At 33.7% G+C, this 21,460-nt stretch carries 26 protein-coding genes; 6 read left to right on the top strand and 20 right to left on the bottom strand.

The annotated features are described in order from the left end of the window. Window positions 1-197: 197 nt before the first annotated feature. Window positions 198-662 carry an Hsp20/alpha crystallin family protein gene (locus tag ACX9TM_RS11535; protein ID WP_001288085.1) on the top strand — a complete coding sequence of 155 codons (465 nt, stop codon included), beginning with the start codon at window positions 198-200 and terminating at the stop codon, window positions 660-662. Between the two features lie 34 nt (window positions 663-696). Here ACX9TM_RS11535 and ACX9TM_RS11530 read toward each other — a convergent pair whose 3' ends face one another. After that, the gene (locus ACX9TM_RS11530; protein ID WP_000833331.1) at window positions 697-1,284 is read right to left on the bottom strand and encodes an SCO family protein; all 588 of its coding nucleotides are present in this window, start codon (window positions 1,282-1,284) and stop codon (window positions 697-699) included. A gap of 335 nt (window positions 1,285-1,619) precedes the next feature. Here ACX9TM_RS11530 and ACX9TM_RS11525 point away from each other — a divergent pair, with 335 nt between their 5' ends. Continuing rightward, entirely contained in the window at window positions 1,620-2,594 is a 975-nt protein-coding gene (locus tag ACX9TM_RS11525; protein WP_001129632.1) for an MBL fold metallo-hydrolase, read from the top strand. Window positions 2,595-2,923: 329 nt separating this feature from the next. Here the strand turns inward: ACX9TM_RS11525 and ACX9TM_RS11520 are convergent, their stop codons facing one another. The 4 genes from ACX9TM_RS11520 to ACX9TM_RS11505 form a co-directional block, all read right to left on the bottom strand. Continuing rightward, complete coding sequence (locus tag ACX9TM_RS11520; RefSeq protein ID WP_001169470.1) at window positions 2,924-3,766, bottom strand: DegV family protein; 843 nt, start codon at window positions 3,764-3,766, stop codon at window positions 2,924-2,926. A 154-nt stretch (window positions 3,767-3,920) separates the two neighbouring features. Further along, window positions 3,921-4,172, bottom strand: a complete 252-nt coding sequence (locus tag ACX9TM_RS11515) for a DUF2535 family protein (RefSeq protein WP_000629012.1) — start codon at window positions 4,170-4,172, stop codon at window positions 3,921-3,923. Window positions 4,173-4,501: 329 nt separating this feature from the next. After that, window positions 4,502-5,242, bottom strand: coding sequence for a twin-arginine translocase subunit TatC (gene tatC, locus ACX9TM_RS11510; protein WP_000431523.1), 741 nt, complete (start codon window positions 5,240-5,242; stop codon window positions 4,502-4,504). A 42-nt stretch (window positions 5,243-5,284) separates the two neighbouring features. Beyond that, entirely contained in the window at window positions 5,285-5,470 is a 186-nt protein-coding gene (locus ACX9TM_RS11505; protein WP_000492443.1) for a twin-arginine translocase TatA/TatE family subunit, read from the bottom strand. A 213-nt stretch (window positions 5,471-5,683) separates the two neighbouring features. Between ACX9TM_RS11505 and trhA the strand changes: the two genes are divergently transcribed. Next, on the top strand, window positions 5,684-6,340 hold the full coding sequence (gene trhA / locus ACX9TM_RS11500) for a PAQR family membrane homeostasis protein TrhA (protein WP_000136889.1): 657 nt from the start codon (window positions 5,684-5,686) through the stop codon (window positions 6,338-6,340). A 41-nt stretch (window positions 6,341-6,381) separates the two neighbouring features. Here the strand turns inward: trhA and ACX9TM_RS11495 are convergent, their stop codons facing one another. The 5 genes from ACX9TM_RS11495 to ACX9TM_RS11475 all read right to left on the bottom strand — a co-directional run bounded on the left by ACX9TM_RS11495 (window position 6,382) and on the right by ACX9TM_RS11475 (window position 11,694). After that, window positions 6,382-7,101 (bottom strand): lysophospholipid acyltransferase family protein, encoded by a 720-nt coding sequence (locus ACX9TM_RS11495; protein ID WP_000616577.1) that lies wholly within the window; start codon window positions 7,099-7,101, stop codon window positions 6,382-6,384. Between the two features lie 110 nt (window positions 7,102-7,211). Further along, on the bottom strand, window positions 7,212-7,847 hold the full coding sequence (locus ACX9TM_RS11490; protein WP_000170025.1) for an FMN-dependent NADH-azoreductase: 636 nt from the start codon (window positions 7,845-7,847) through the stop codon (window positions 7,212-7,214). Window positions 7,848-8,088: 241 nt separating this feature from the next. Then, window positions 8,089-10,074 carry a penicillin-binding protein 3 gene (gene pbpC / locus ACX9TM_RS11485; protein ID WP_001227239.1) on the bottom strand — a complete coding sequence of 662 codons (1,986 nt, stop codon included), beginning with the start codon at window positions 10,072-10,074 and terminating at the stop codon, window positions 8,089-8,091. A gap of 155 nt (window positions 10,075-10,229) precedes the next feature. Continuing rightward, window positions 10,230-10,718, bottom strand: a complete 489-nt coding sequence (locus tag ACX9TM_RS11480) for a dihydrofolate reductase (RefSeq protein WP_000637205.1) — start codon at window positions 10,716-10,718, stop codon at window positions 10,230-10,232. Between the two features lie 19 nt (window positions 10,719-10,737). Beyond that, a complete protein-coding gene (locus ACX9TM_RS11475; RefSeq protein ID WP_000679609.1) occupies window positions 10,738-11,694 on the bottom strand; it encodes a thymidylate synthase in 957 nt (318 codons plus the stop codon). Window positions 11,695-11,892: 198 nt separating this feature from the next. On the opposite strand from ACX9TM_RS11475, the gene ACX9TM_RS11470 reads away from it, so the two are divergent. After that, window positions 11,893-13,350, top strand: a complete 1,458-nt coding sequence (locus tag ACX9TM_RS11470) for a serine hydrolase (protein ID WP_000034322.1) — start codon at window positions 11,893-11,895, stop codon at window positions 13,348-13,350. Window positions 13,351-13,400: 50 nt separating this feature from the next. Here the strand turns inward: ACX9TM_RS11470 and ACX9TM_RS11465 are convergent, their stop codons facing one another. The 6 genes from ACX9TM_RS11465 to ACX9TM_RS11440 all read right to left on the bottom strand — a co-directional run bounded on the left by ACX9TM_RS11465 (window position 13,401) and on the right by ACX9TM_RS11440 (window position 18,247). Beyond that, window positions 13,401-14,333 (bottom strand): aminoglycoside phosphotransferase family protein, encoded by a 933-nt coding sequence (locus tag ACX9TM_RS11465; protein ID WP_000692087.1) that lies wholly within the window; start codon window positions 14,331-14,333, stop codon window positions 13,401-13,403. Between the two features lie 11 nt (window positions 14,334-14,344). Next, window positions 14,345-14,731, bottom strand: a complete 387-nt coding sequence (locus tag ACX9TM_RS11460; protein ID WP_001094664.1) for a VOC family protein — start codon at window positions 14,729-14,731, stop codon at window positions 14,345-14,347. A gap of 1 nt (window position 14,732) precedes the next feature. Next, entirely contained in the window at window positions 14,733-15,368 is a 636-nt protein-coding gene (locus ACX9TM_RS11455; protein ID WP_065382444.1) for an HAD family hydrolase, read from the bottom strand. Between the two features lie 106 nt (window positions 15,369-15,474). Then, window positions 15,475-16,062, bottom strand: a complete 588-nt coding sequence (locus ACX9TM_RS11450; RefSeq protein WP_001134421.1) for a YpjP family protein — start codon at window positions 16,060-16,062, stop codon at window positions 15,475-15,477. A 267-nt stretch (window positions 16,063-16,329) separates the two neighbouring features. Beyond that, on the bottom strand, window positions 16,330-17,544 hold the full coding sequence (locus tag ACX9TM_RS11445; RefSeq protein ID WP_000595443.1) for an ABC transporter permease: 1,215 nt from the start codon (window positions 17,542-17,544) through the stop codon (window positions 16,330-16,332). Further along, window positions 17,537-18,247 carry an ABC transporter ATP-binding protein gene (locus ACX9TM_RS11440; RefSeq protein WP_000921912.1) on the bottom strand — a complete coding sequence of 237 codons (711 nt, stop codon included), beginning with the start codon at window positions 18,245-18,247 and terminating at the stop codon, window positions 17,537-17,539. Before ACX9TM_RS11440 ends, ACX9TM_RS11445 begins: the two co-directional genes overlap by 8 nt. Window positions 18,248-18,400: 153 nt before the next feature. On the opposite strand from ACX9TM_RS11440, the gene ACX9TM_RS11435 reads away from it, so the two are divergent. After that, the gene (locus ACX9TM_RS11435) at window positions 18,401-18,832 is read left to right on the top strand and encodes a GNAT family N-acetyltransferase (protein WP_000009777.1); all 432 of its coding nucleotides are present in this window, start codon (window positions 18,401-18,403) and stop codon (window positions 18,830-18,832) included. Window positions 18,833-18,862: 30 nt separating this feature from the next. Continuing rightward, window positions 18,863-19,390 (top strand): HAD-IIIA family hydrolase, encoded by a 528-nt coding sequence (locus tag ACX9TM_RS11430; RefSeq protein WP_000181785.1) that lies wholly within the window; start codon window positions 18,863-18,865, stop codon window positions 19,388-19,390. Window positions 19,391-19,630: 240 nt separating this feature from the next. Here the strand turns inward: ACX9TM_RS11430 and ACX9TM_RS11425 are convergent, their stop codons facing one another. From ACX9TM_RS11425 to ACX9TM_RS11410, 4 genes are all read right to left on the bottom strand, one after another. Further along, a complete protein-coding gene (locus tag ACX9TM_RS11425) occupies window positions 19,631-19,849 on the bottom strand; it encodes a helix-turn-helix domain-containing protein (RefSeq protein ID WP_000152532.1) in 219 nt (72 codons plus the stop codon). A gap of 10 nt (window positions 19,850-19,859) precedes the next feature. Next, a complete protein-coding gene (locus ACX9TM_RS11420) occupies window positions 19,860-20,345 on the bottom strand; it encodes a DUF2975 domain-containing protein (protein ID WP_001050141.1) in 486 nt (161 codons plus the stop codon). A gap of 175 nt (window positions 20,346-20,520) precedes the next feature. Continuing rightward, the gene (locus ACX9TM_RS11415) at window positions 20,521-20,961 is read right to left on the bottom strand and encodes a GNAT family N-acetyltransferase (RefSeq protein ID WP_001223868.1); all 441 of its coding nucleotides are present in this window, start codon (window positions 20,959-20,961) and stop codon (window positions 20,521-20,523) included. Beyond that, the gene (locus ACX9TM_RS11410) at window positions 20,958-21,431 is read right to left on the bottom strand and encodes an SAM-dependent methyltransferase (RefSeq protein ID WP_000493258.1); all 474 of its coding nucleotides are present in this window, start codon (window positions 21,429-21,431) and stop codon (window positions 20,958-20,960) included. The genes ACX9TM_RS11415 and ACX9TM_RS11410 overlap by 4 nt, the downstream gene beginning before the upstream one ends. Between the last annotated feature and the right edge of the window lie 29 nt (window positions 21,432-21,460).

Here is a 21,460-nt window from a genome sequence, read left to right as displayed (position 1 = left end):
TTTCATTCTGTCTCTATACTACTATATCAACCCTATTTATACTAGCATAATCAACTGAATATGGCGACCAAAAACTATAAAAAAATCACTCCATTTCACATTTTTAACAATTTTTTATGAAAACATGAAAACTAGGCACTCACCTTTCTCCGCTTTTGTCATATGATATTGCAAATTGATTTCTAGGAGGGAATACCATGAGTGAAGAAAAAAAAGATTCTTCTCGCCCACCGGTTCGTAATTACTTAAAGCAAATTGATGATTTCTTCGAGCAAACACCTCTTCGCAATGTAATCGCTGATTTAAATCATTTTTTCCAAAAAGGAAACCGTTTATTAACATTCCCTGTAGATTTATATGAAGTTGGTGAAGAACTCGTTGTTACAGCTGAACTACCAGGTATACAAAAAGAACAAATCCAAATTGAAATACAAAGTGAATACTTAAAAGTCTCTGTAAAAGAAGAGATACTTGAAGAGGAAGAAGAACAAACATCCCATAACTATTATCGCCGAGAACGTTCCATTTCAGAAGCATCAAGATTGATTAAATTGCCGTATTCAATTAATAAAAAAGCGGCAAAAGCTTCTTATCAAAACGGCGTATTAGAAATTCGGGCGCCGAAACTTCCCCAGCAACATGACATTTTATCGATAGACTAATGCAAAAAAATAAGGGTGCTATGCACCCTTATTTTTAACCCACTAATCGCTTCATATCACGTATAATGTCTTCGTATGGCGTATTACTAATGCCACTATACTTTTTCATTACTTTTCCGTTTTGATCAATTAAATAAAATGATGTACCATGCATGACCTGACCGTTCTCCGGCTTATCTACAAGTGATTGGAAATTATCTTTTGAAAACTTTGTAATATCTTCTAACGAATACCCCGTTAATAAATTCCAGTTACTAGTATCCTCTGTAAACTTTTGAATAAAAGCTTTCAGATTTTCTGGCTTATCAAGGTCTGGATCTACACTAAATGAAACAAACTGAACGTCTAATTTCTCTTCTTTTGCCATCTTTTGAAGCTTGGCCATATTTGCAGTCATTGGTGGACAAACTGTCTGACAATTTGTGAACATAAAATCTGCAACCCAAACTTTCCCTTTTAAATCTTTTGTACCAAATTTCTTTCCATCTTGATTTGTAAATTGGAAGGTTTCTAAATCCCAATTTAATGGTTTACGAAGCTTTGAACCTGATTCACTACATCCAGCAAGTACAAAGAGACAAAATACAACCATAAGACCAATTATTTTTTGATAACGCTTCATTTATAAACCTCTTTTCTCTATCCTAAATTTAAATAGGTTATGTTTATAATAACAAAAGTTAACACTACGAGAAAATTGTTTACTACATTTGTTCACGAAATCGTACGAATTTACGTATGTTACTTTTTTATTTCAAGCGAATTACTAGACAAAATATATTTTTTTACTATTATTTCTCTAAATAAAAGTGATAAAACTAATTTTATTGTTACTTTTGTAAATACCTCTCCCTATTTTTTAACAATTCCTTAAACATTAATCCATGTTTTACACTGTATTCCTTAACAACATTTCGGTACAATACAAATACAACGATTTTAAATGAGGTGATGTTCATGGCAAAGCGCTATGAAAATATGGATAATGTTAGTACAAAAAAATCAATTCGCTCTTTTTTACGCTGGCGTAAAGAACGAAAGCAAAACAAAAAAGATTTTTCTTTCTTAGTAGAACAATCACCCGTTAAACAAAGTGCATTTTTGCAAAGTAATGTTGAAAAAACGACTATCACATGGATTGGGCATTCCACTTTTCTTATCCAAACGAATGGACTTAATATATTAACAGATCCAGTATGGGCTAATAAATTAAAGCTAGTTCCAAGACTTACAGAACCTGGACTCTCTATAGAAGCACTACCTAAAATTGATATTGTCCTTATTTCACATGGTCATTATGATCATTTAGATTTTTCAACTCTTCGTCAGTTGAATGATGATGTTCTATATCTTGTACCTATTGGATTAAAAAAATTATTTACTCGTAAGAAATTTAAACATGTAGAAGAGTATAAATGGTGGGAAAGTACGATAATTAACGAAGTTTCTTTTCACTTCGTACCCTCTCAGCACTGGACGAGAAGATTCTTATTTGATATGAATACGTCTCACTGGGGTGGATGGATTATTGATAATGAAACGACTATGGAAACCATATATTTTTGTGGTGACAGTGGCTATTTCCAAGGTTTCAAAGAAATTGGTGAACGCTTTTTAATTGATATTGCTCTTATGCCCATTGGCGCTTATGAACCAGAATGGTTTATGAAAGTATCTCATGTTTCACCTGAAGAGGCCGTGCAAGCTTATTTAGATTTAAACGCTACGCATTTTATACCAATGCATTACGGAGCTTTTGCACTCGCCGATGAAACACCTCGTGAAGCAATAACTAGACTTCGAAATAATTGGAATTTGCGCATGTTACCGTGGGAACAACTGCATGTACTCTTTTTAGGTCAAACTTTTATTTATAGTAACGCAACAAATAATAAGCAAATAAAAGAAAAAATTGAAACTTTACATGTGTAACGTAATGACTGATTTTCTATATCCAACATATAATATAGAAAATCCTATAGTGAAACTTTAATTAGTGGGTTTTCTTCATCCCCACTGATTATTTGCCTTCACCAATCAAGCTTTTACGGGCAGCCCGCTACCTAACCTCTTTGCTCCAGCTAAATTTGAGGTAGAGAGTTTTACTGTCCACAAATAGCGGGATAAAGGGTGTTTTCTATGAATGAATATTTACAGACTCGCTATATCATTAGCGGTAGTGCCTGTGTAGCTCTTCTTATTTCTTACTTTCTATTTACATAAAAAAGCTACTTGAAATATATTTTCAAGTAGCTTTTTTATTACTCTGCTAAATACATAAATCCGATTGCGCCCGGACCTGTATGAGTACTAATAATAGGCGTTGTATAGAAAATTTCTGATTGAGCAAATCCACTTACTTTTTCAACCGCCGCTTTCATACTTTCAGCTAAAGGAATTGCTTTCGCATGCGGAATTGCAACAGCTTTTACGACTTTTCCAGCCGTATCTTGCTCAAATAACTTAGCTAATGTTTTTACAATTTGGCCTTGGCTACGAACTTTCGTTACAGGATTATAAACACCGTCTTCAAGACTAGCAATTGGCTTTATATTAAGTAGAGAACCGATAAACGCTTTTCCTTTACCGATACGTCCACCCTTCACTAAGTTTTCTAATGTATCCACTACTACATATAAACGAGTATTCTTTCTTACTTCATCTACACGTTTTAAAATTTCTTCTAGTGAGCGTCCGTCATTTGCCATTTTTGCAGCTTCAATTACTTGATATGCTAAAGCATGTGTAATAAATTGAGAATCAACAACTGTTACTTTTGTATCAGTCATTGATGCAGCGCTATTTGCAGTTGCTACAGTACCGCTCATTCCACTTGTCATATGGATAGAAAGGACTTCGCTTCCATCTTCCCCTAGCTTGTCATACATTTCTACAAATGTACCCATAGCTGGTTGTGATGTTTTTGGTAATTCCTCTGATTTAATCATTTCTTCAATAAATTCGTCAGGTTGTAAATCAACGCGATCTAAATATGTTTGTCCATTTACAGAGATTGATAATGGTAAAACATGAATGTCATACTTTTCGATTACGTCTTGTGATAAATCTGCCGTTGAATCTGTTACAATTTTAATTTTTTGCATACTATACTTCTTCCCTTTCCAATACGCTCTCCTTGTTATTATACTAGTATTCCCATTGCTTTCAACAATTTGGAACGAAATTTCATCAAATTAATTATATTTTCATATCTAAAATGAAAAAGACAGAGTTTACTAACCCTGTCCGTACTTCGTATCATGCATTTTTTTCAAGGGTATTTGTTTTATATACATTTAAATAATCATTCCACTTCAAACAATTTTGTAAATATTCACGGAAAGAATACGAAAATCTTGGGTGTTTTTGTTTTTGAATTTTTGCAATAAATAATTGAAGACGAGACTGAATTAGAAACGATAATGGATGCTGTGCCTGTAGGACAGGGATTTCGAATATTTTAATGCAATCCCCTGTTGAATGAGTGAAATAAAAACTTTTCGTAATCACAATATCAATCCTCTTTTTCATTGGATTTTTGAACTTCCTCTACTTTGCGCTGTAACACGTTGTTTAAAGTGGAGTAAAATCAGACTTATATGATTTCTGTAGTCCTTATGGCTAGAAGATTTATACTCTATTCATCTCCACCTAATTCACCTTCCCGCCCTAAATATCTCTGAGACGGGAATCTCATTATCCATCAATTGTTTAATACATTTAGTATAAGCTTATAAAAGCGCAAAGTTTGTCTAAATTTTGGAGATTCTATAATTTTTTTCTTCTATATATTGTATACGTTTATAGCTATAGTATAACAAATAAATAAAAAAGTGCCTTTATAACGAGGCACTTTTCGACTGCATTTCTTCTCTTTTCTTTTTCCTCTTACTAACAACCTTTGATAACGCAATACTTACTTCATAAATACAAATAAGCGGCACTGCAACTAAACTATGAGATAAAAAGTCTGGCGGTGATATACAAGATGCAATGATAATTAATGCTACGTAAGCATACCTTCTTATTTTTATTAAAAATTCCGCCGTAAGTATTCCAATACTAGTTAAAAACATTACAACGACTGGCAATTCAAAAATCACAGCAAATGGAACTGTTAAATTAAGTACAAAATGAAAATACTTTTCTGTCGTAAACATCGTATTAAACATTTCATTACCTATCGTAGTTAAAAAGTGAAATAGAAACGGCATTACAATGAAATATCCAAAACATAAACCTGCAATAAATAATATAGACAATACCGGTATATACATTATTGTCATCTTTTGTTCATTTGGATGTAAACCCGGTTTTACAAATAACCAAATTTGTATAGCAGCAAAAGGAATTGTACAAACGATAGCAAATACTGTAGCAATCGAGAAAAAAATCCACAATACATCACTTGGACCGAGAACAGTTAATTTCATTGGTAAATCTTTTACAAGCCAAAAATAAATATCCTTTGTAAAAGTAAATCCAATAATTAAAAATAGTACAAAGGATAACACCGTATATATTACTCTTTTTCGAAGCTCAACAATATGTTCTACTACGCTCATTTCCCGATTTTCCATCTCGTTCACCACACTTTATTTATCCATTACAAGGAAAATACACTACATTTTTTCTTTCTTTTCCTTTTCTTGAAATGCGTCATCTGTCAATTCTTTCGTTGATTTTTTAAACTCTTTTAACGTTTCCCCTAAAGCCTTCCCGATTTCCGGCAATTTTTTAGGTCCAAATAAAATGAGTACTGCTACTAAAATTAAAATTAACCCTGGAAAGCCAATATTTGAAAACATTTCCCCATCCCCTTTATTAGTAGTTTCCTTGTCCTACTATTACATAATTTTATTTTGTCAAAAAAGTTTGAAAACGTCAACAAATCCATTGTCTTTTGTCAAAAAAATTCAAAAATATAATCAATTATACAAATTTCATTTTCTATTGCTCTTGTGTATGATATGGTAAGGGAAATGACATATTATTTTATGATAGTAGAAAGGATTTGCATTATGACTGAAAAAATGACACGAATGACCCAATTTGTAAAAGAAGAAATTGCAAATGCAATTACACATGGTATCGGTGCCATTTTAAGCATCCCTGCCTTAATCATATTGATTATTCATGCTTCTAAGCACGGTACCGCATCAGCCGTAGTTGCATTTACTGTTTATGGTGTAAGTATGTTCTTACTGTACTTGTTTTCAACATTGCTACATAGCATTCATCATCCTAAAGTAGAAAAAATATTTACTATTTTAGATCATTCAGCCATTTACTTATTGATTGCTGGCACGTATACTCCTTTTCTACTTATTACACTTCGTGGCCCATTAGGATGGACGTTGCTTGCTATAATATGGACACTAGCAATCGGAGGTATCGTCTTCAAAATTTTCTTTGTACGTCGCTTTATAAAGGCTTCAACTTTATGTTACATCATTATGGGATGGCTCATAATCGTTGCTATTAAACCACTTTATGAAAATCTAACTGGACATGGTTTTTCACTACTTTTAGCAGGTGGAATTTTATATTCTGTTGGAGCTATATTCTTCCTTTGGGAAAAGCTACCTTTCAACCATGCCATATGGCACCTGTTCGTTTTAGGTGGTAGTGCGATGATGTTCTTCTGTGTACTCTTTTATGTCTTACCTACAGCATAATAAAAAAGGATTCAGCTTACGATAAGCTGAATCCTTTTTTATTACTTATGTAATTGTGAGGCAATAACTTCCTGTGTATGCTTCGTTAATTCTTTAATATCCATATTCGCATAATCTTCAGGTGTAATCGGCTTAGAAATTGTTACTGTTGCATGAGCTGGCTTCATACGATTTCCATTCGCTTCAAACATCTTATATGTACCATCTAATGTTACAGGTAAAATTGCTACACCTGACTTTACTGCCAGATGAAAACTACCAGCCTTAAACTCTCCAACTTCGCCACCCTTACTTCTCGTTCCTTCAGGGAAAATTACGATAGAATGTCCATTCTTTAATAGTTCAATTCCATCTTTAATCGCTTGAAGAGATTGACGACGATCGCTACGATCCATAAATACACAATTCATCAGTTCCATCCAAGTTGGTACAACTGGGAACTTTTTAATCTCTGCTTTTGAAACGAATCCAATTGGTTTATTTAAGTAACCTAGTAAAACAGGGATATCCATATTACTTTGGTGATTACTTACAACTAGTACTGGCTTGTCTTTCGGAACATTTTCAAGTCCTTTCACTTCTACTGCCCCTCCAGCTACACGTACCATTTTCTTACCAAACCAATTTGTCGTTTTATACACAGCATTGTCTTTTTCTTTTGGCGCCATCGTATTTACTTGTCTTTTAAGACGCCACATTCTCGGTGTAATCGCAATTACGATTAAAATTAAATAAAAGATTTTAAAAAACGTTTGAATCATACAGAACCCCCACCTATTATCATTCCGACCTTCATTATACTAGACAAACGAAGGAAAAAGAAGAAAAAAAGTCCAAACAGCAAGTGTTCGGACTTTTTAAGCATTCTATATTAGAAACGTTTTGCTAATTCACGAGCATTAGCAATTGCTGCTTCTTTAATTTCTTGTGCTTTTTCAGGGTTTGCATTCATACCTTCAACTGCAATATATTCAGTATCATTTACACCGACAAATCCTAATACAGTCTTTAAGTGATTGCGACCGAAGTCTACAGCTGCGTATGCTCCTTCAGAATATACGCCACCTGTTGCTTGAATGTGAAGCGCTTTTTTACCTTCTAATAAGCCGACTGGACCATTTTCAGTATATTTGAATGTTTTACCTGCGATTGCTACGTTATCTAAGTATGCTTTTACTACTGGTGGATAGCTAAAGTTCCACATTGGAGTTACGAATACATAACGATCTGCATTCATAAATGTTTCTAAGTTTGTGTTCATTGCTGCTACTTTTTGTTGTTGAACTTCAGTTAAAGCTTCAAAGCCTTCACCTGCTGCAAATTTACCCCAAGCAGCAAATACATCTGCATCAATTGCTGGTACTGTAGTGTTGAATAAATCAATTGTTACAACTTCGTCTTGTGGATGTTCGTTTTTATAAGCTTCGATGAAAGCTTCCCCTACTGCCATTCCGAAAGAACCTTCTGCTGAATTTGGATTTGCTGTGATAAATAGTACTTTTGTCATTGTATTCTCTCCCTTTTTTCTCTTTATCTTTAATTCAAGATTTATTTTTCGAAAGTTAATAACTTACCTTATGTAAGTATAATACAAAAAGTTTTAATCAATGTCAATAAAAAATAGCTACTTTTTTTTCGTAAGTTAATGATTTACTTTGTTTCCTTAAAATTTAGTATACGGATATTACAAACTCTTTCATATAAATAGGCTACCTCTACAACTTATAGAGATAGCCTACTATTACATATTATTTTTGAAATACATGTTTTACTTTTTCAGCTGGAATATTACTTCCGCCTCTACCTTTTACATCTTCAATCATCATTGTAATGACCATATCTGGGGAATTTAAATCAAATGCAGCGAACCAACCTAGTTCTTTTCCTTCGGCCTCTTTTGATACTTTTAATTCCGCTGTACCTGTTTTTCCAGCAAGAGTCATGCCATCAATTTTAGCAATTTTCCCTGTACCATCTGGATCATTAATTACTTTCGTCATTGCAGTTTTTAATATATCCTGATTTCCTTTAGAAATTACATTTTCTTTCCAAGCTTTTGGTTGTTTATCTGTTTTAATAATATACGGTGACGGAATCGTTCCATCATTTACAATTGGCGCATACGTTAAAGCTAAATGAAGAGGAGTCATTAATACTTGTCCTTGTCCATATCCCGTATCTGCCATTTGAATATCATTTTTAATGCCGTCATTTGCAATTTTAGAAGCAGGGAATCCATATTCAATTGGTAGTTTCTCATCGAATCCGAATTTTTTTGCTTCACTCATAAACTTGTCTTTTCCGATTTTCAAAGCTTCTTGTGCGAAGTAAATATTATCCGAGTATTTCATCGCCTTATCAAGATCAATCGGATTTGCATCTTTCACACGCGTTACATAGTAATTACCCCAAGAAGAATCTTTTGTCCATTTTAATCCTTCAATTTTCAACTCTTCTTTTGGATCAATCGTTTTCGTTTCAAGACCAATTGCAGCTGTAATAGGTTTAAATACAGAACCTGGTACCGACAATTGTGTAAAGCGATTTGTCATTGGTTTTTTCGGATCATTATTCCAAGCTTCGCGTTGTGCCTTCGATGTCCCTCGTGCAATTATATTAGGATCATATGCTGGACTACTTACTAGTGCAATTGTTTCTCCACTTTTCGGATTAATTGCTGCACTTGAACCAGCTTCACCCTTCATTTCATTATACGTTTTTTCTTGAACAGCACTATCAATAGTTAAAGTTACATTTTCTCCATCAACAGCATCTGTTTTTGCCAAGTTTTTAATTTCTTTTCCTTGCGCATCTTCTACAAAGACACGGCCACCTTTTTTACCGCGTAACTTTTCCTCTAATACTTGCTCTAAACCAGCTTTACCAACTGGGTCATCAGCTTGATAGCCTTTCTTTTGTAGCGTTTTTAAATCTTCAGCATTTACCTTTCCAATATAACCAGTCAGATGAGCTGCCGCTTCCCCTAACGGATATGTACGAACATTTACAGGTTTTGTTGAAACACCTGGTAAATCAATGTACGTATTTTGTGTTGCCCCTTCAGGCAAAATTCCAATTGGTACGAGATACCCTGGTTTTACCCATTTAGCAGCTAATTTTTGATCAATTTCTTCTACAGACATATTTAATAACTTCGCTACTGTTTCTTTCGTTTGCGGAGCAGCATCGCCTAACTTTTCAGGAATCAATCCGATTTCAGAAGCTTTCCCATTCGTTGCAAGACCTTTTCCATTACGATCGTATATTTCACCACGTTTTGGCTGTGTTGTCTGCATACGCACTTTACTATCTTTCGTCATGCCTGGGAAAATAAAATCAGGAGTCCAATCTATTTTCCAAGATTCTTTATCTCCATCTTTTTCTTTCACCATTTTTGCTTCATGACCAAATGTAATTTTACCACCAACTGTATCCATGCTTACTTTAAAAGGAACAGGGCCTTCATCTTTTTTATCTTCTTTTACTTCCCCTGTTTCTACCTTTAAGTCTTTCACTTCGATACCAGAATAAATTTTTTCATATTTCTCAGTAAACTCTTTCTTTGAAATATCTTTTTTTGCATTTTTTGATAGTTGATCATACATATCTGCAAATTTTTGTTTATTCCACGCTTTTACATATGTATCAAACGCTTCTTGTGGTTTTTCTTCTTTACCACATCCAACTAACATGAATGTTAAGCAAAGAAAAAGAATCCCCCATATCTTTCTCAATCGATTCTCCTCCTCTTTCTATATTAGTACTTTTGAAAATTTTAGCATTTTTACATGCTACCTATCATTATAGCACTATCGAATCTCATCTATAAACTTATATTGGTGAATATAAATAAAAAGATTGATGCGAATTCTCACATCAATCTTTTTTATTATTGTTGTTTCTCATATACATGGTAATAATACGTATATGGGTTTTTTTCATCCGTTAAACCTTTTTCTACAAAAATCTCTTTCCAATTTGTCATATCTATTTCTGGGAAGAATGTATCTCCTTCAAATGCATGATGGATTTTTGTTATATATAACTTGTCTACATAAGGTAAAAAGAGGTCGTAAATTTGCGCTCCACCAAAAATAAAAATCTCTTCTTCATTTTTACATAGTTCAAACACTTCTTCTACAGAATGAACAACTTCACAACCTTCAACATGATACCCTTCATTACGAGTTACAATAATATTACGTCTTCCAGGCAGTGGTCTACCAATCGCTTCATAGTTCTTTCTTCCCATAATAAGCGGGTGACCCATCGTTGTTTTCTTCACGTATTGTAATTCACTCGGTAAACGCCAAGGTAAATTATTATCTTTACCAATTACTCTATTTTCGTCCATAGCGACCATAAATGAAACAATCATTTTTTCATCTCCTCTACAATTATACTGCAACCGGTGCTTTAATTGCTGGATGCGGATCGTATCCTTCAATCGTTAAATCTTCCATTTCAAAATCGAAAACAGATTTCACATCTGGATTTAATGTAAGTTTCGGGAATGGACGTGGTTCACGTGCCAATTGCTTTTCTACTTGTTCAAAATGATTTGTATAAATGTGTGCATCACCAATTGTATGAACAAATTCTCCCACTTCAAGTCCGCATTCATGTGCAATTAAATGTGTTAGTAGTGAGTAACTTGCAATGTTAAATGGAATCCCAAGGAATATGTCACCACTTCTTTGATATAACTGACAAGAAAGCTTTCCATCTGCTACATAAAACTGGAATAGCGTATGACAAGGCGGTAAGGCCATACTTGGTACATCTTCTGGATTCCAGGCAGAAACGATTAAACGACGTGAGTCTGGTGTTTTTTTAATCATTTCAATTACATCTTTTAATTGATCAAGTGTCTCACCAGCTGTCGTTTTCCAAGCACGCCACTGTTTACCGTAAACGTCTCCTAAATAACCATATTTATTTGAGAACTCATCATCTTCTAAAACGTTCTTTTTAAACAATTCCATTTGCTCGTCGTACTGTACTTTAAATTCTTCATCTTGTTGTGAGCGAAGACCAAAATCAGTCATGTCAGGGCCAGTATACTCATCACTTTCTACCCAGCTCTTAAAAGCCCATTCATTCCAAATGTTATTATTATGCTGCAATAAATAGCGAATATTTGTATCACCTTTCATAAACCAAAGCAGTTCACTTGCTACAAGGCGAAACGGTACTCTCTTTGTTGTTAATAAAGGAAAACCTTTACTTAGATCAAAACGCATTTGATATCCAAATACAGATACAGTGCCTGTCCCTGTACGGTCTTCTTTCTTCGTACCATGTTCCATTACATGGCGGCATAAATTTAAGTATTCATTTTCAGCATGTTTCATATGTAGGAAAACCTTCTTTCAATCGTATATGCAATTTATCATAACATGAAAAATGATAAATTTAATAATCCTAATTAATAAAATTTCTTGCGCTAATTCTTACAAAATTATTAACTTTCCAAATATAAAAAGGTTTTCATTTTCTATTACCGAAAGTATAGTGCGGTAGAACAAAATTTATATTTGGAGGTTAGAAGTATGTCTAAAATTGAAACGCCTGTTATGACTTCTTTACAAACAACGGCTGAAAAAATGATGAAGGATTTAAATGTTCCTGGTGCTGCTGTCGCTGTTATAAAAGACGGTGAAGTTATTATTTCAGAAGGTTTCGGCTATCGTAATATAGAAACAAAAGAGGCTGTTACACCGAATACTCGATTCGCAATCGGTTCCTCAACGAAAGCATTTGGCACACTTTCATTAAGCTTGTTAGCACAGCAAAAAAAGTTTAATTGGGATACCCCTATCCAGTCTTATATACCTAACTTTACTTTATCTGAACTACTTGCTAGCTCACAAGTTACAGGACGGGATTTAGCTTCTCATCGAACTGGAGTGAGTCGTCATGAGGCTCTTTGGTACAGTTCTTCCTTATCTCGAAAAGATCTCGTTGAAAAAATAAAACATTTACCACTTGATGCACCGTTCCGAACTGCATTTCTATATAACAATTTAATGTATGCAACAATTAGCTACATTGTTGAAAACATTACAAATCAAACGTGGGAGCAATACACTACAGAACATATTTTAGAACCTTTAAATATGAGACATACAAACTTCTCTGTTAACGATTCACAAACTACAGATGATTACGCTTTACCTTACATTGAAAATGACGGTGAAATAAAAGCAGTTCCATTCCGTAACATCGATACAGTTGGCGCTGCTGGGTGTATTAATTCCACAATTGAAGATATGGCAAATTGGGTACTTCTCCACTTAAATGAAGGAAAATTTGGAGATCATGAATTAATCTCCTCTGAATTATTACAACAAATGTATACACCACACAATTCAATTCCAGACCAACCGGTTTTATCACTCCCTGAATCTCCATTAAATAGTTACGGTCTTGGTTGGTTTATTAGCGCTTATCGTGGTAAAAAAGTGATTCATCATGGCGGTAATATCGATGGATTTTCAGCGCTTGTTTCATTCATACCAACAGAAAACATAGGCCTTGTCATTTTAACGAATGCTGGAGGAACATTACTTCCTACTTATCTCGCTAATCAAATTTATGACGAACTACTTGAATTAGAATCCATTGATTGGCATAAACGTGCTGTAGAAGATACTAAAAAAATGAAGGAAATGATGAAAGAAGCAACTGAATCCCTCCCTGAACAAATTAAAGGGACTACACCTTCGCACAAGTTAGAGGATTATACTGGTACTTTTGAACATCCTGCATACGGAACATTACAAGTATACAAACGAGATGATTCGTTATATGTACAATTTATGGAAATGGATATTCAATTAGGGCATCATCATTACGACATCTTCTCTGCAAAAGTTGACTTATTCCAAATGAAAATGAGCTTATTATTCGCTTATGAAATGAATGTAAGTGGTGAATTCCCATCCCTTCAGTTACATGTACCAGCTACATTAAGTACTCAGCCGCTTACATTTAAGAAAATTAAATAAGTATTTTGATGGTAAAAAATAAAGGTAGGTGCGAATCACACCTACCTTTTCTATTTCATATCAATCTTATCTGATTGAAACCAAATTGGCTTCGATAACTCAAAGTTATTATGATCCTCTAAAACTATAGTAAGGCGCTCTAACATATCATCTAACATATGCGGCGCTGCTCGTAATGTCCAGACAACTGAGGAGAAAACTGTCATACCAACGTACACCGTGTATAATGTCCAGAATTCCTCTGGTATTTTTCTATTAAAGTATCCTTCTATTTGTCCGATTGAATACGGAATACTAATGTCCCTTGCAAACAGTGCAATTTTCACAAAATCATGAAGTGGATCGCCCCAATCGTAGCCATTAAAATCAACAACACCTACATATTTTCCATCCCGTACAATTATATTTTCTAAGTGAAAATCATCGTGTTGAAATCGATTTGGGCGGTTCTTTAAATATATTTCATTTTCTTCAATAAACTTTATGATTTTATCATCATTTTTTATGTTTATTCCACATGTTTTATATGCCTCTAAATATTTACTATGTTTTTTCATTGCTCTTTCATACCATGGAAGTATATTATTAGGAGCTTCATATGTATGCATTTTTGCTAAATCTTTCCCTGCCTCTATACCAATATCATATTGTTCTTTTGGTGAATACGTAGGCAATAACTTCTTCGCATCTTCCCCTTCTAAATACGAAAAGATGCCATAGCATAAACCTTCTTCTGCCAACAAACCTATTTCAATTGGTTTTTGTGCTTGCACACTACGATTTTGCATTTCATTTAAAATTTGAAACTCTATTTTCTTTCTTTCATACTCTTTTATATCGCCTGTCCGCAATAAATATTTATCATTATTCGCACTCGTAATTATATATTTCTTATCAGGTGAAAAACCTTTAGAAATTTCTTTAATATCCACTGCATTTTTTACTATTTGTATATTGTTTTGCCATGCTGTAATTATCTTCATATCTATTCCCCTTACATTTCTGCATTTGGTGTATAGGCAACTTCTACAATAAATCCATTCGGATCGTAAAAATCAATCGTATAGTAACCTTCCGAATAATGATTCATTTCAATTGGACCACGTATTACCTTCACTTTCGTACTAGAAAGAAAATCTGCTACTTCCTCAACTACTTCTCTATGAATAGCTTGATAACAAATATGTCTAGGCCCTAACGTCCTTACAATTTCCTCATCTACTTCTTTAAAGTATATTTCACTTTCTCCTGTGCTATATGCTATTTCATTTAACTTTCTCCACCCAATTATGGAAAACAACTTATTATAAAAAGAAATGGATTCCTCTAAATTTGCTACCCAAAATTCAATATGATGAATGCCTGCTCGCAGTGTATTCATATTAAGAATACGCTCCTTGTACTACTTGCACAATTTCTATCGGCTTATGAACCATGTAATCTGGTGCATCTTTTTTCACTGTTTCAATAACATCATATCCCCAAGATACCCAAATTACGTTCACTCCAGCCTTTTTACACGCTGCTACGTCTCGCTGTTCATCACCGACATATAACATATCTTTCTCTGTTATTTTTTTTGATTTCAAAAATCTTTTTATCATTTTATCTTTACCAAACAAATTTTTAGAACAATACACTTCTTGAATATTTTCGATACCATTCTTGTGTAAAAACGCCCGAATATGCTCTTCTGAGTTCGATGATATGACTGCAATTCCGTAGCCTTTTTTATGTAGTTCATCTAATACTTCTTTCATCCCATGGAACAAAACGAGATTTTTTATAGCAGGCTGATATAATTTATAAAATTCCAACGCTAATATCGGTAGTTTATACAGTGGTACATTAAGTTGTTTACATCTCTCTGGCATCGTTAATTTACGTAAATGTTCAATTTCGTCTTCCTTTACTGCTTTATACCCATGTTTTTCAGCAAGTTGATTATAAATCGGTACAAATATATTTTGTGAATCTACTAATGTGCCATCAAAGTCAAAAACAATATATTTTTGCATTCCCATACTCCCTTTGCTTCTTTTTTCTAAACCTATGTTATTCAACAACATAGGTGTCTGTCCCTTCTATAAAAATAAAAAAGAACAAGATTTTCTCTTGTTCTTTTTAAGACAACCATTTCGGTGGTACATTCGTATTCCAATAAATATTTCCTAACTCATGATGTCCAGAGTATCCATCATCAAAACGGTGGTAATGGAAATTAAAATAATAACCATCTTGCGGTGGATGATCTCTTCTTACATGGAAACGCAATAAATCATTTCCAGATTTCGTATCGTAGACGTGAAAAATCTTCTCATTATTTCCACCAGCTGGTTTTTGAGAAATCGCTAATGATTGTAGTGAATCTTCTGGTACATCACTAGCAAGCTCAGCAATTGCCTCTTCAATTTTCGGTAATATTACATCTTTAAACTCATCTTCAATTACTGGACCAATTTTAGTACCAAACTTTTGCATCGACTGCTTCTCTGCTTCTTGCATTGCATAAGTAATAAAAGTATCGGTGGTTAACCTGTCATTCGTTTCTTCATATGTATAGGACGTGCTCTCCAAACTTTGTTGCCCAGCTGTGCTCGTAGGCTTGTCCGCAGCTTTGGCATTATCAAGTAATATGGAAGGAGGCGTCACTAAACCAAATGTAAACACGGTAATTAATGCGACTAAGGTTTTTCTAAACCAATTTGGCATTTATGTTCCCTCCCCTTTCACTCATTATTTTTTATATAACGGTGGTTTCTTCTATTATACAAAATGATTGTAATTTTTGCACTTTACAATTTTGTTAACGTTCACATATTTTTCACTTGAATATGAAATTGTAAGATTTCATACAATAAAAATACAACAACAATAAGGAGGCGATCAGATGACTTTAGATGTCATGTATTCCGCCGCAAGTATACTCGTTTTAGTATATTTTATTTATCAATGTGTTACAGACTAGAAAAAGAGCCGTCACTGGCTCTTTTTTACTGGTACAAATACAATCCATACAATTAATAAAATAAAAACAACGCTGCCTACCACAGCTGGCAATAAATAAAACTGTGAAAGTATAACTATTCCATATAAAAGTATTGCTGGTAGTAGTAAATAACGATCTGCCTTCCATCTTAACAATAGTAATTTCCCTTCATCACAATATAAACGAAGAAACATCTTATTCGTAAATTCATTCCAATAATCACGTGCATAGCGAGAAATTGCAACTACAGCAAATACGAGAACAATAGCTGCAATCCACCTTGGAGTCATAATTATACTTGCAGTACTGATACATACAATTTGAATATAAAATATTCGTGCAGTACTTGTACGGAAAAATTCTTTCAAAAAAGATTCGACAATACGAGAATCAGCTTTTTTCCCTAAAAGTCTTTTAGAGCGCGGAAACATCCACGGTTTTTTATTCGAACTACTCGGTTTAGCCGCATGACCACCAACTTGCATAATTCCGCTCGTCCAGCGCATGCTTTCCTCCTTTTCTTTCTCGATTTCTTTAAAAAAGAACTTTTTATAATTCATTTTCTCTTTTACTAATACACTACTTAAGAAAATTACTAGACCGATAAATAGAATTGAATACAACGGATTTTTATAAATAAAAAATAAACTAATTCCAAAAAAGGACACGCTCATAGAAAATACTACATTTTTTACAATCCATAAAACCCATCGTTTCCCCACATGTACATGAACAAATCTCGTTAACAACGACAACATAAATCGAAATATAGTAAAGAATACCCAAAATAATAGGACTTGTATCTCTGTTACTTCGATACTTTTCATCAACACTGGTAACATAATAACGACTACTATTATATTCGTTATCGCTATTCGAACAAATGTGTACATCATGCCATACTGGACTAATTTTCGCATATGTGTTGCATACGAAATTAAAAATAAACTATCCGCTTGCTCAAAAAATGAACGAACTCCTCTTGGATATGTTACTAGATAAAATGCGAGTAATCCTAATCCGAAATAAATCGTCTCTTCCGTTGATAATTCATTTATCCATAGCGATCGATAATAGATTCCCATAAATATAAGTGCTGGAATAATAATATATAATGCGACTGTCCAATCTGTTACCGAACGTATAGACTTCCATTTCCGCTCAAGTTCATGGCGTAATCTCTTATAAAATTGTTGTTTAATCATGTTGTTCACGCCTTACAATTACATCAAAGCAGTCTAATAATGAACTACCCGGCATTTCCGCTAATATTTGAATAGATTCTAAATGTCCATCTGCGACTAATGTACCTTGTGAAATGAGTAAAAATCTTTCACAAATTTTTTCAGCAGTATCTAATACGTGCGTACAAAGTAAAATTCCTGCCCCGCGCTCTTTTTCTTTATATAAATAATTTAAAAACTCTTTCGTAGCTACTGGATCTAAACCGATAAAAGGTTCGTCAATGATATAAAAATCTGGCTCAGTTAAAAACGCCAATATTAGCATAGACTTTTGTTTCATGCCTTTTGAAAACTTTGATAAATACTCATGTTTATGCTTATTCATTCGAAAAGTATGTAATAATTGTTCCGCTCGTTCTTCCCAACTTCCCATTTCACTTCCACGAGCTGCCATTAATAATTCAATATGTTCCCAGAGCGTCAAGTAATCATAGTATGTTGGATGTTCTGGTACGTATGCATACGGATTTTTCTTTTCACCGAATGATATTTCACCGTCCATATTTACAAGTAATCCGAGTATCGTTTTAATCGTCGTACTTTTCCCAGCACCATTTGCTCCAATAAGAGCAACTAGTTCACCTTTTTCGATAGAAAAAACTATATCATGAATTGTTTTTTCGCCTATTTCATATCCAGCTGAGCGGATATTTACTTTTAACATGCATTCCCCTTCTTTCCATTTCCAATACAATCAAGGAAAAGAATAACATATAACTATCTATATATCATTATAAAATATTTATTTTCATAGCAGGAAAAAACATTTTTTAACAGAATATTAAATGTTTGATTACATTTTATTGGAGTTGATAATATGTCTTTTCAAATTCGTGAAGCAACGATAGATGATATAGACGCACTTTGTTCTTTAACGAAAGAATTAAAAGGTTCCTCTATTTCCTATGAAGATATGAACAACCGCCTACAATTCGTACAAATGAGTCCGTTTGATTTTTTATATGTTTACGAGGAAGAAGAAGCTATATTTGGATTACTTGGATTTCGCATACGTGAAAATTTAGAAGATGTAACACGTTATGGAGAGATTTCAATTATTAGCGTTGATTCTAACATACGACGGAAAGGCATTGGACAAGTTTTGATGGATTATGCCGAGCAATTAGCAAAGAAACATAATTGCATTGGCACATGGCTAGTTAGTGGAACAAAAAGAGTAGAAGCTCATCCTTTTTACAAAAAATTAGGTTATGAAGTAAATGGCTACCGATTTGTAAAATATTTTTAAACTACTTTATAAAGTGAAGGGACTATAACTATGACAAACATTAAAGCAATTTTCATTGATCGTGACGGTACAATTGGTGGTGACACTACAATACATTATCCAGGATCTTTTACATTATTTCCATTCACAAAAACATCCTTGCAAAAACTAAAAGCTAAAAATATAAAAATTTTTTCTTTCACAAATCAACCCGGTATCGCAGATGGAATAGCAACTGTAGCCGATTTTGTACAAGAATTAGAAGGCTTCGGTTTTGATGATATTTATGTATGTCCTCATAAACACGGTGATGGTTGTGAATGCCGTAAACCAAGTACAGGCATGCTGCTTAAAGCAGCAAAAAAACATGGACTTAATTTAACACAATGTGCTGTAGTTGGTGATCGTTGGACTGATATTGTTGCAGGAGCAAAAGTAAATGCGACTACGATTCTAGTCCGAACAGGCGCTGGGTATGATGCTTTGCATACGTACCGAGACAAATGGGCACATATTGAACCAAACTACATTGCAGATAACTTTGAAGATGCAACAAACTGGGTTTTAAATCAACTATAATACAAATGAAAATTTTGATTCACCCGAAATAATTTAAAACATAGTTAAAATAGCCTTTTGGCAAATAATTGTATTCCACAAAACGGATCACCTCAAAAGGTAGCAAGTTCCCTTTTGATACGCAAACATTGCAATTCAAATTATATTTTTTATTAGTAACAGCAATTAACGTAAAGAAGGAATAGCTTAGTGGCTATCCCTTCTTTATTGACTTCTATTATTTACATTTGTTATCTGTTTTTATTGAGTATTCTCATCGTTTTTATACTCCAAAATATCCCCTGGCTGACACTCCAAAGCTTTACATATCGCTTCTAATGTTGAAAAACGAACCGCTTTTGCTTTCGCATTTTTCAAAATAGAAAGATTCGCCATCGTAATTCCAACCTTCTCTGAAAGCTCCGTTACACTCATTTTTCGTTTTGCTAACATGACGTCAATATTAATAATGATTGTCATATCCGCCACCTCAAACCGTCAAATCATTTTCTGATTTTATGTGAATTGCCTCTTGTAGAAGTCGTTGGAGGATAGCAGCAAAAACGGCGATAACGAGCGAAGCAAAAACGATAATGAGTCCCACTAACCCAATAGGAGGATCCATTTTTTTCGCTATAAAATGAAAAAGTGGCAAACTTAATACATACAAACCACTGATTGTAATTGCACAGCGCTTTATATTCTTTAACGCCTTCACTGATAATTCCGAGAACGCTGTGTTCTCATCAATGTACTGTAAAAGATTGAAAGCCTGATAAAGAGCAACGTAAAAAGGCACAGCTGCTCCATACATTACAATGAAAACAAGATATTTTATCGGAGCAATGTTAGGATACAAATTCGCTGTGAAATCCGCCATTTCCGGCACTAAAAATATGCATAAAGCAAGCACTGAAATTCCAGCAAGAAAAATAATTACTTTTAAGAACATTGTTGAACTTCGTTTAAGATTCATTTACAATACCTCACTTATTTAATGGCAACATAATTTTATCACAACATTTATTGTTTAACAATAAATAAATATCGTTTTATTTTTGTCATGTTTTTTAATTTAGGCAAAAATAAAAAAGAATTTCTCATTACAAAGAAATTCTTTTTCTTGAAAATGCCTCTTTCAACTTAATTTTTTAAAACGTTAATTCGTAATGGAAATAACGATTATCTCTCAAATAGCCATTTTCAGCGTATAATCGTTGTGCTGATAAATTATCAATCTCTGTTTGCAATTTTACACCTTTTGCTCCATTTTCTAATGCGTATTCTTTAGCAGCTTCTAATAATTTTTTACCTGTTCCGGCTCCACGCTTCGCCGCTTGTACAAATAAATCATTTAAAATCCATAATTCTTTCATTGAAATGGAAGAAAATGATGGATATAGTTGCGTGAATCCAATATATTCGTCGTCTTCAACTGCTACGAAAATAACAGACTCTTTTCTCTCAATTCGATTTCGTAAAAATACTTTTGCCCCTTCTAAATCAGAATCTTGTCTATAAAACATGCGATAGTTATTAAAAACTGATGCCAGTCCATCTAAATCTGCAATTGTTGCTTCATATATTCTCATTTTACTACATTCCCCTTCCAATACTGTCTCATTATATCCGTTGCCCATTTAGGCTGGTGTATTTCTTCTGTCGGCATAAACTCTTTCATTATTGGTTTTATATCCAATATAGGAGTGCCATCAATAGCATCTAATCCCTCAACAATAATTGATTTACCTTCTCTTTTGATCACCTTTACAATTGTTACACCTATGCGATTCGGACGATTTTTCCCGCGCTGTGCAAAAATACCTACTTCAGGATAATCCTTATTATTTCTAGGATGTCTAGCAAAATACTGAATTTGCTCGTCAGTTACTTTATGAAAATAAAAAACAACTTCAATATGAGAAAAATCTTCAATCCCTTGTATACTTTTTTCTGCATACATTTCAGTTAAAGTTATACGTGATCTTACTTCTCCCCACTCATCATCTTTTATTTCCTTTCTTTCATTATGTACAAATGCGATTGGTTGAACTGAAAACATACGCATTCCCCCTCAAATGTAACCACTTA

It is taken from the genome of Bacillus sp. LH1, assembly GCF_057924895.1.
Note: the sequence above shows the minus strand (reverse complement) of the source record. Positions and strands in the feature narration are given on the sequence as shown.

Coding starts and splice junctions, on each gene's coding strand:
- trhA (WP_000136889.1), top strand. CDS start 5,684: ATGACTGAAAAAATGACACGAATGACCCAATTTGTAAAAGAAGAAATT.
- ACX9TM_RS11440 (WP_000921912.1), bottom strand. CDS start 18,247: ATGTTAAAAGTAAATATCCGCTCAGCTGGATATGAAATAGGCGAAAAA.
- ACX9TM_RS11455 (WP_065382444.1), bottom strand. CDS start 15,368: ATGCAAAAATATATTGTTTTTGACTTTGATGGCACATTAGTAGATTCA.
- ACX9TM_RS11445 (WP_000595443.1), bottom strand. CDS start 17,544: ATGATTAAACAACAATTTTATAAGAGATTACGCCATGAACTTGAGCGG.
- ACX9TM_RS11490 (WP_000170025.1), bottom strand. CDS start 7,847: ATGACAAAAGTACTATTTATCACAGCAAATCCAAATTCAGCAGAAGGT.
- tatC (WP_000431523.1), bottom strand. CDS start 5,242: ATGGAAAATCGGGAAATGAGCGTAGTAGAACATATTGTTGAGCTTCGA.
- ACX9TM_RS11450 (WP_001134421.1), bottom strand. CDS start 16,062: ATGCCAAATTGGTTTAGAAAAACCTTAGTCGCATTAATTACCGTGTTT.
- ACX9TM_RS11470 (WP_000034322.1), top strand. CDS start 11,893: ATGTCTAAAATTGAAACGCCTGTTATGACTTCTTTACAAACAACGGCT.
- ACX9TM_RS11425 (WP_000152532.1), bottom strand. CDS start 19,849: ATGACAATCATTATTAATATTGACGTCATGTTAGCAAAACGAAAAATG.
- ACX9TM_RS11525 (WP_001129632.1), top strand. CDS start 1,620: ATGGCAAAGCGCTATGAAAATATGGATAATGTTAGTACAAAAAAATCA.
- ACX9TM_RS11420 (WP_001050141.1), bottom strand. CDS start 20,345: ATGAATCTTAAACGAAGTTCAACAATGTTCTTAAAAGTAATTATTTTT.
- ACX9TM_RS11460 (WP_001094664.1), bottom strand. CDS start 14,731: ATGAATACACTGCGAGCAGGCATTCATCATATTGAATTTTGGGTAGCA.
- ACX9TM_RS11480 (WP_000637205.1), bottom strand. CDS start 10,718: ATGATTGTTTCATTTATGGTCGCTATGGACGAAAATAGAGTAATTGGT.
- ACX9TM_RS11415 (WP_001223868.1), bottom strand. CDS start 20,961: ATGAGAATATATGAAGCAACAATTGCAGATTTAGATGGACTGGCATCA.
- ACX9TM_RS11505 (WP_000492443.1), bottom strand. CDS start 5,470: ATGTTTTCAAATATTGGCTTTCCAGGGTTAATTTTAATTTTAGTAGCA.
- ACX9TM_RS11435 (WP_000009777.1), top strand. CDS start 18,401: ATGTCTTTTCAAATTCGTGAAGCAACGATAGATGATATAGACGCACTT.
- ACX9TM_RS11535 (WP_001288085.1), top strand. CDS start 198: ATGAGTGAAGAAAAAAAAGATTCTTCTCGCCCACCGGTTCGTAATTAC.
- ACX9TM_RS11495 (WP_000616577.1), bottom strand. CDS start 7,101: ATGATTCAAACGTTTTTTAAAATCTTTTATTTAATTTTAATCGTAATT.
- ACX9TM_RS11475 (WP_000679609.1), bottom strand. CDS start 11,694: ATGAAACATGCTGAAAATGAATACTTAAATTTATGCCGCCATGTAATG.
- ACX9TM_RS11430 (WP_000181785.1), top strand. CDS start 18,863: ATGACAAACATTAAAGCAATTTTCATTGATCGTGACGGTACAATTGGT.
- ACX9TM_RS11520 (WP_001169470.1), bottom strand. CDS start 3,766: ATGCAAAAAATTAAAATTGTAACAGATTCAACGGCAGATTTATCACAA.
- ACX9TM_RS11465 (WP_000692087.1), bottom strand. CDS start 14,333: ATGAAGATAATTACAGCATGGCAAAACAATATACAAATAGTAAAAAAT.
- ACX9TM_RS11530 (WP_000833331.1), bottom strand. CDS start 1,284: ATGAAGCGTTATCAAAAAATAATTGGTCTTATGGTTGTATTTTGTCTC.
- ACX9TM_RS11410 (WP_000493258.1), bottom strand. CDS start 21,431: ATGTTTTCAGTTCAACCAATCGCATTTGTACATAATGAAAGAAAGGAA.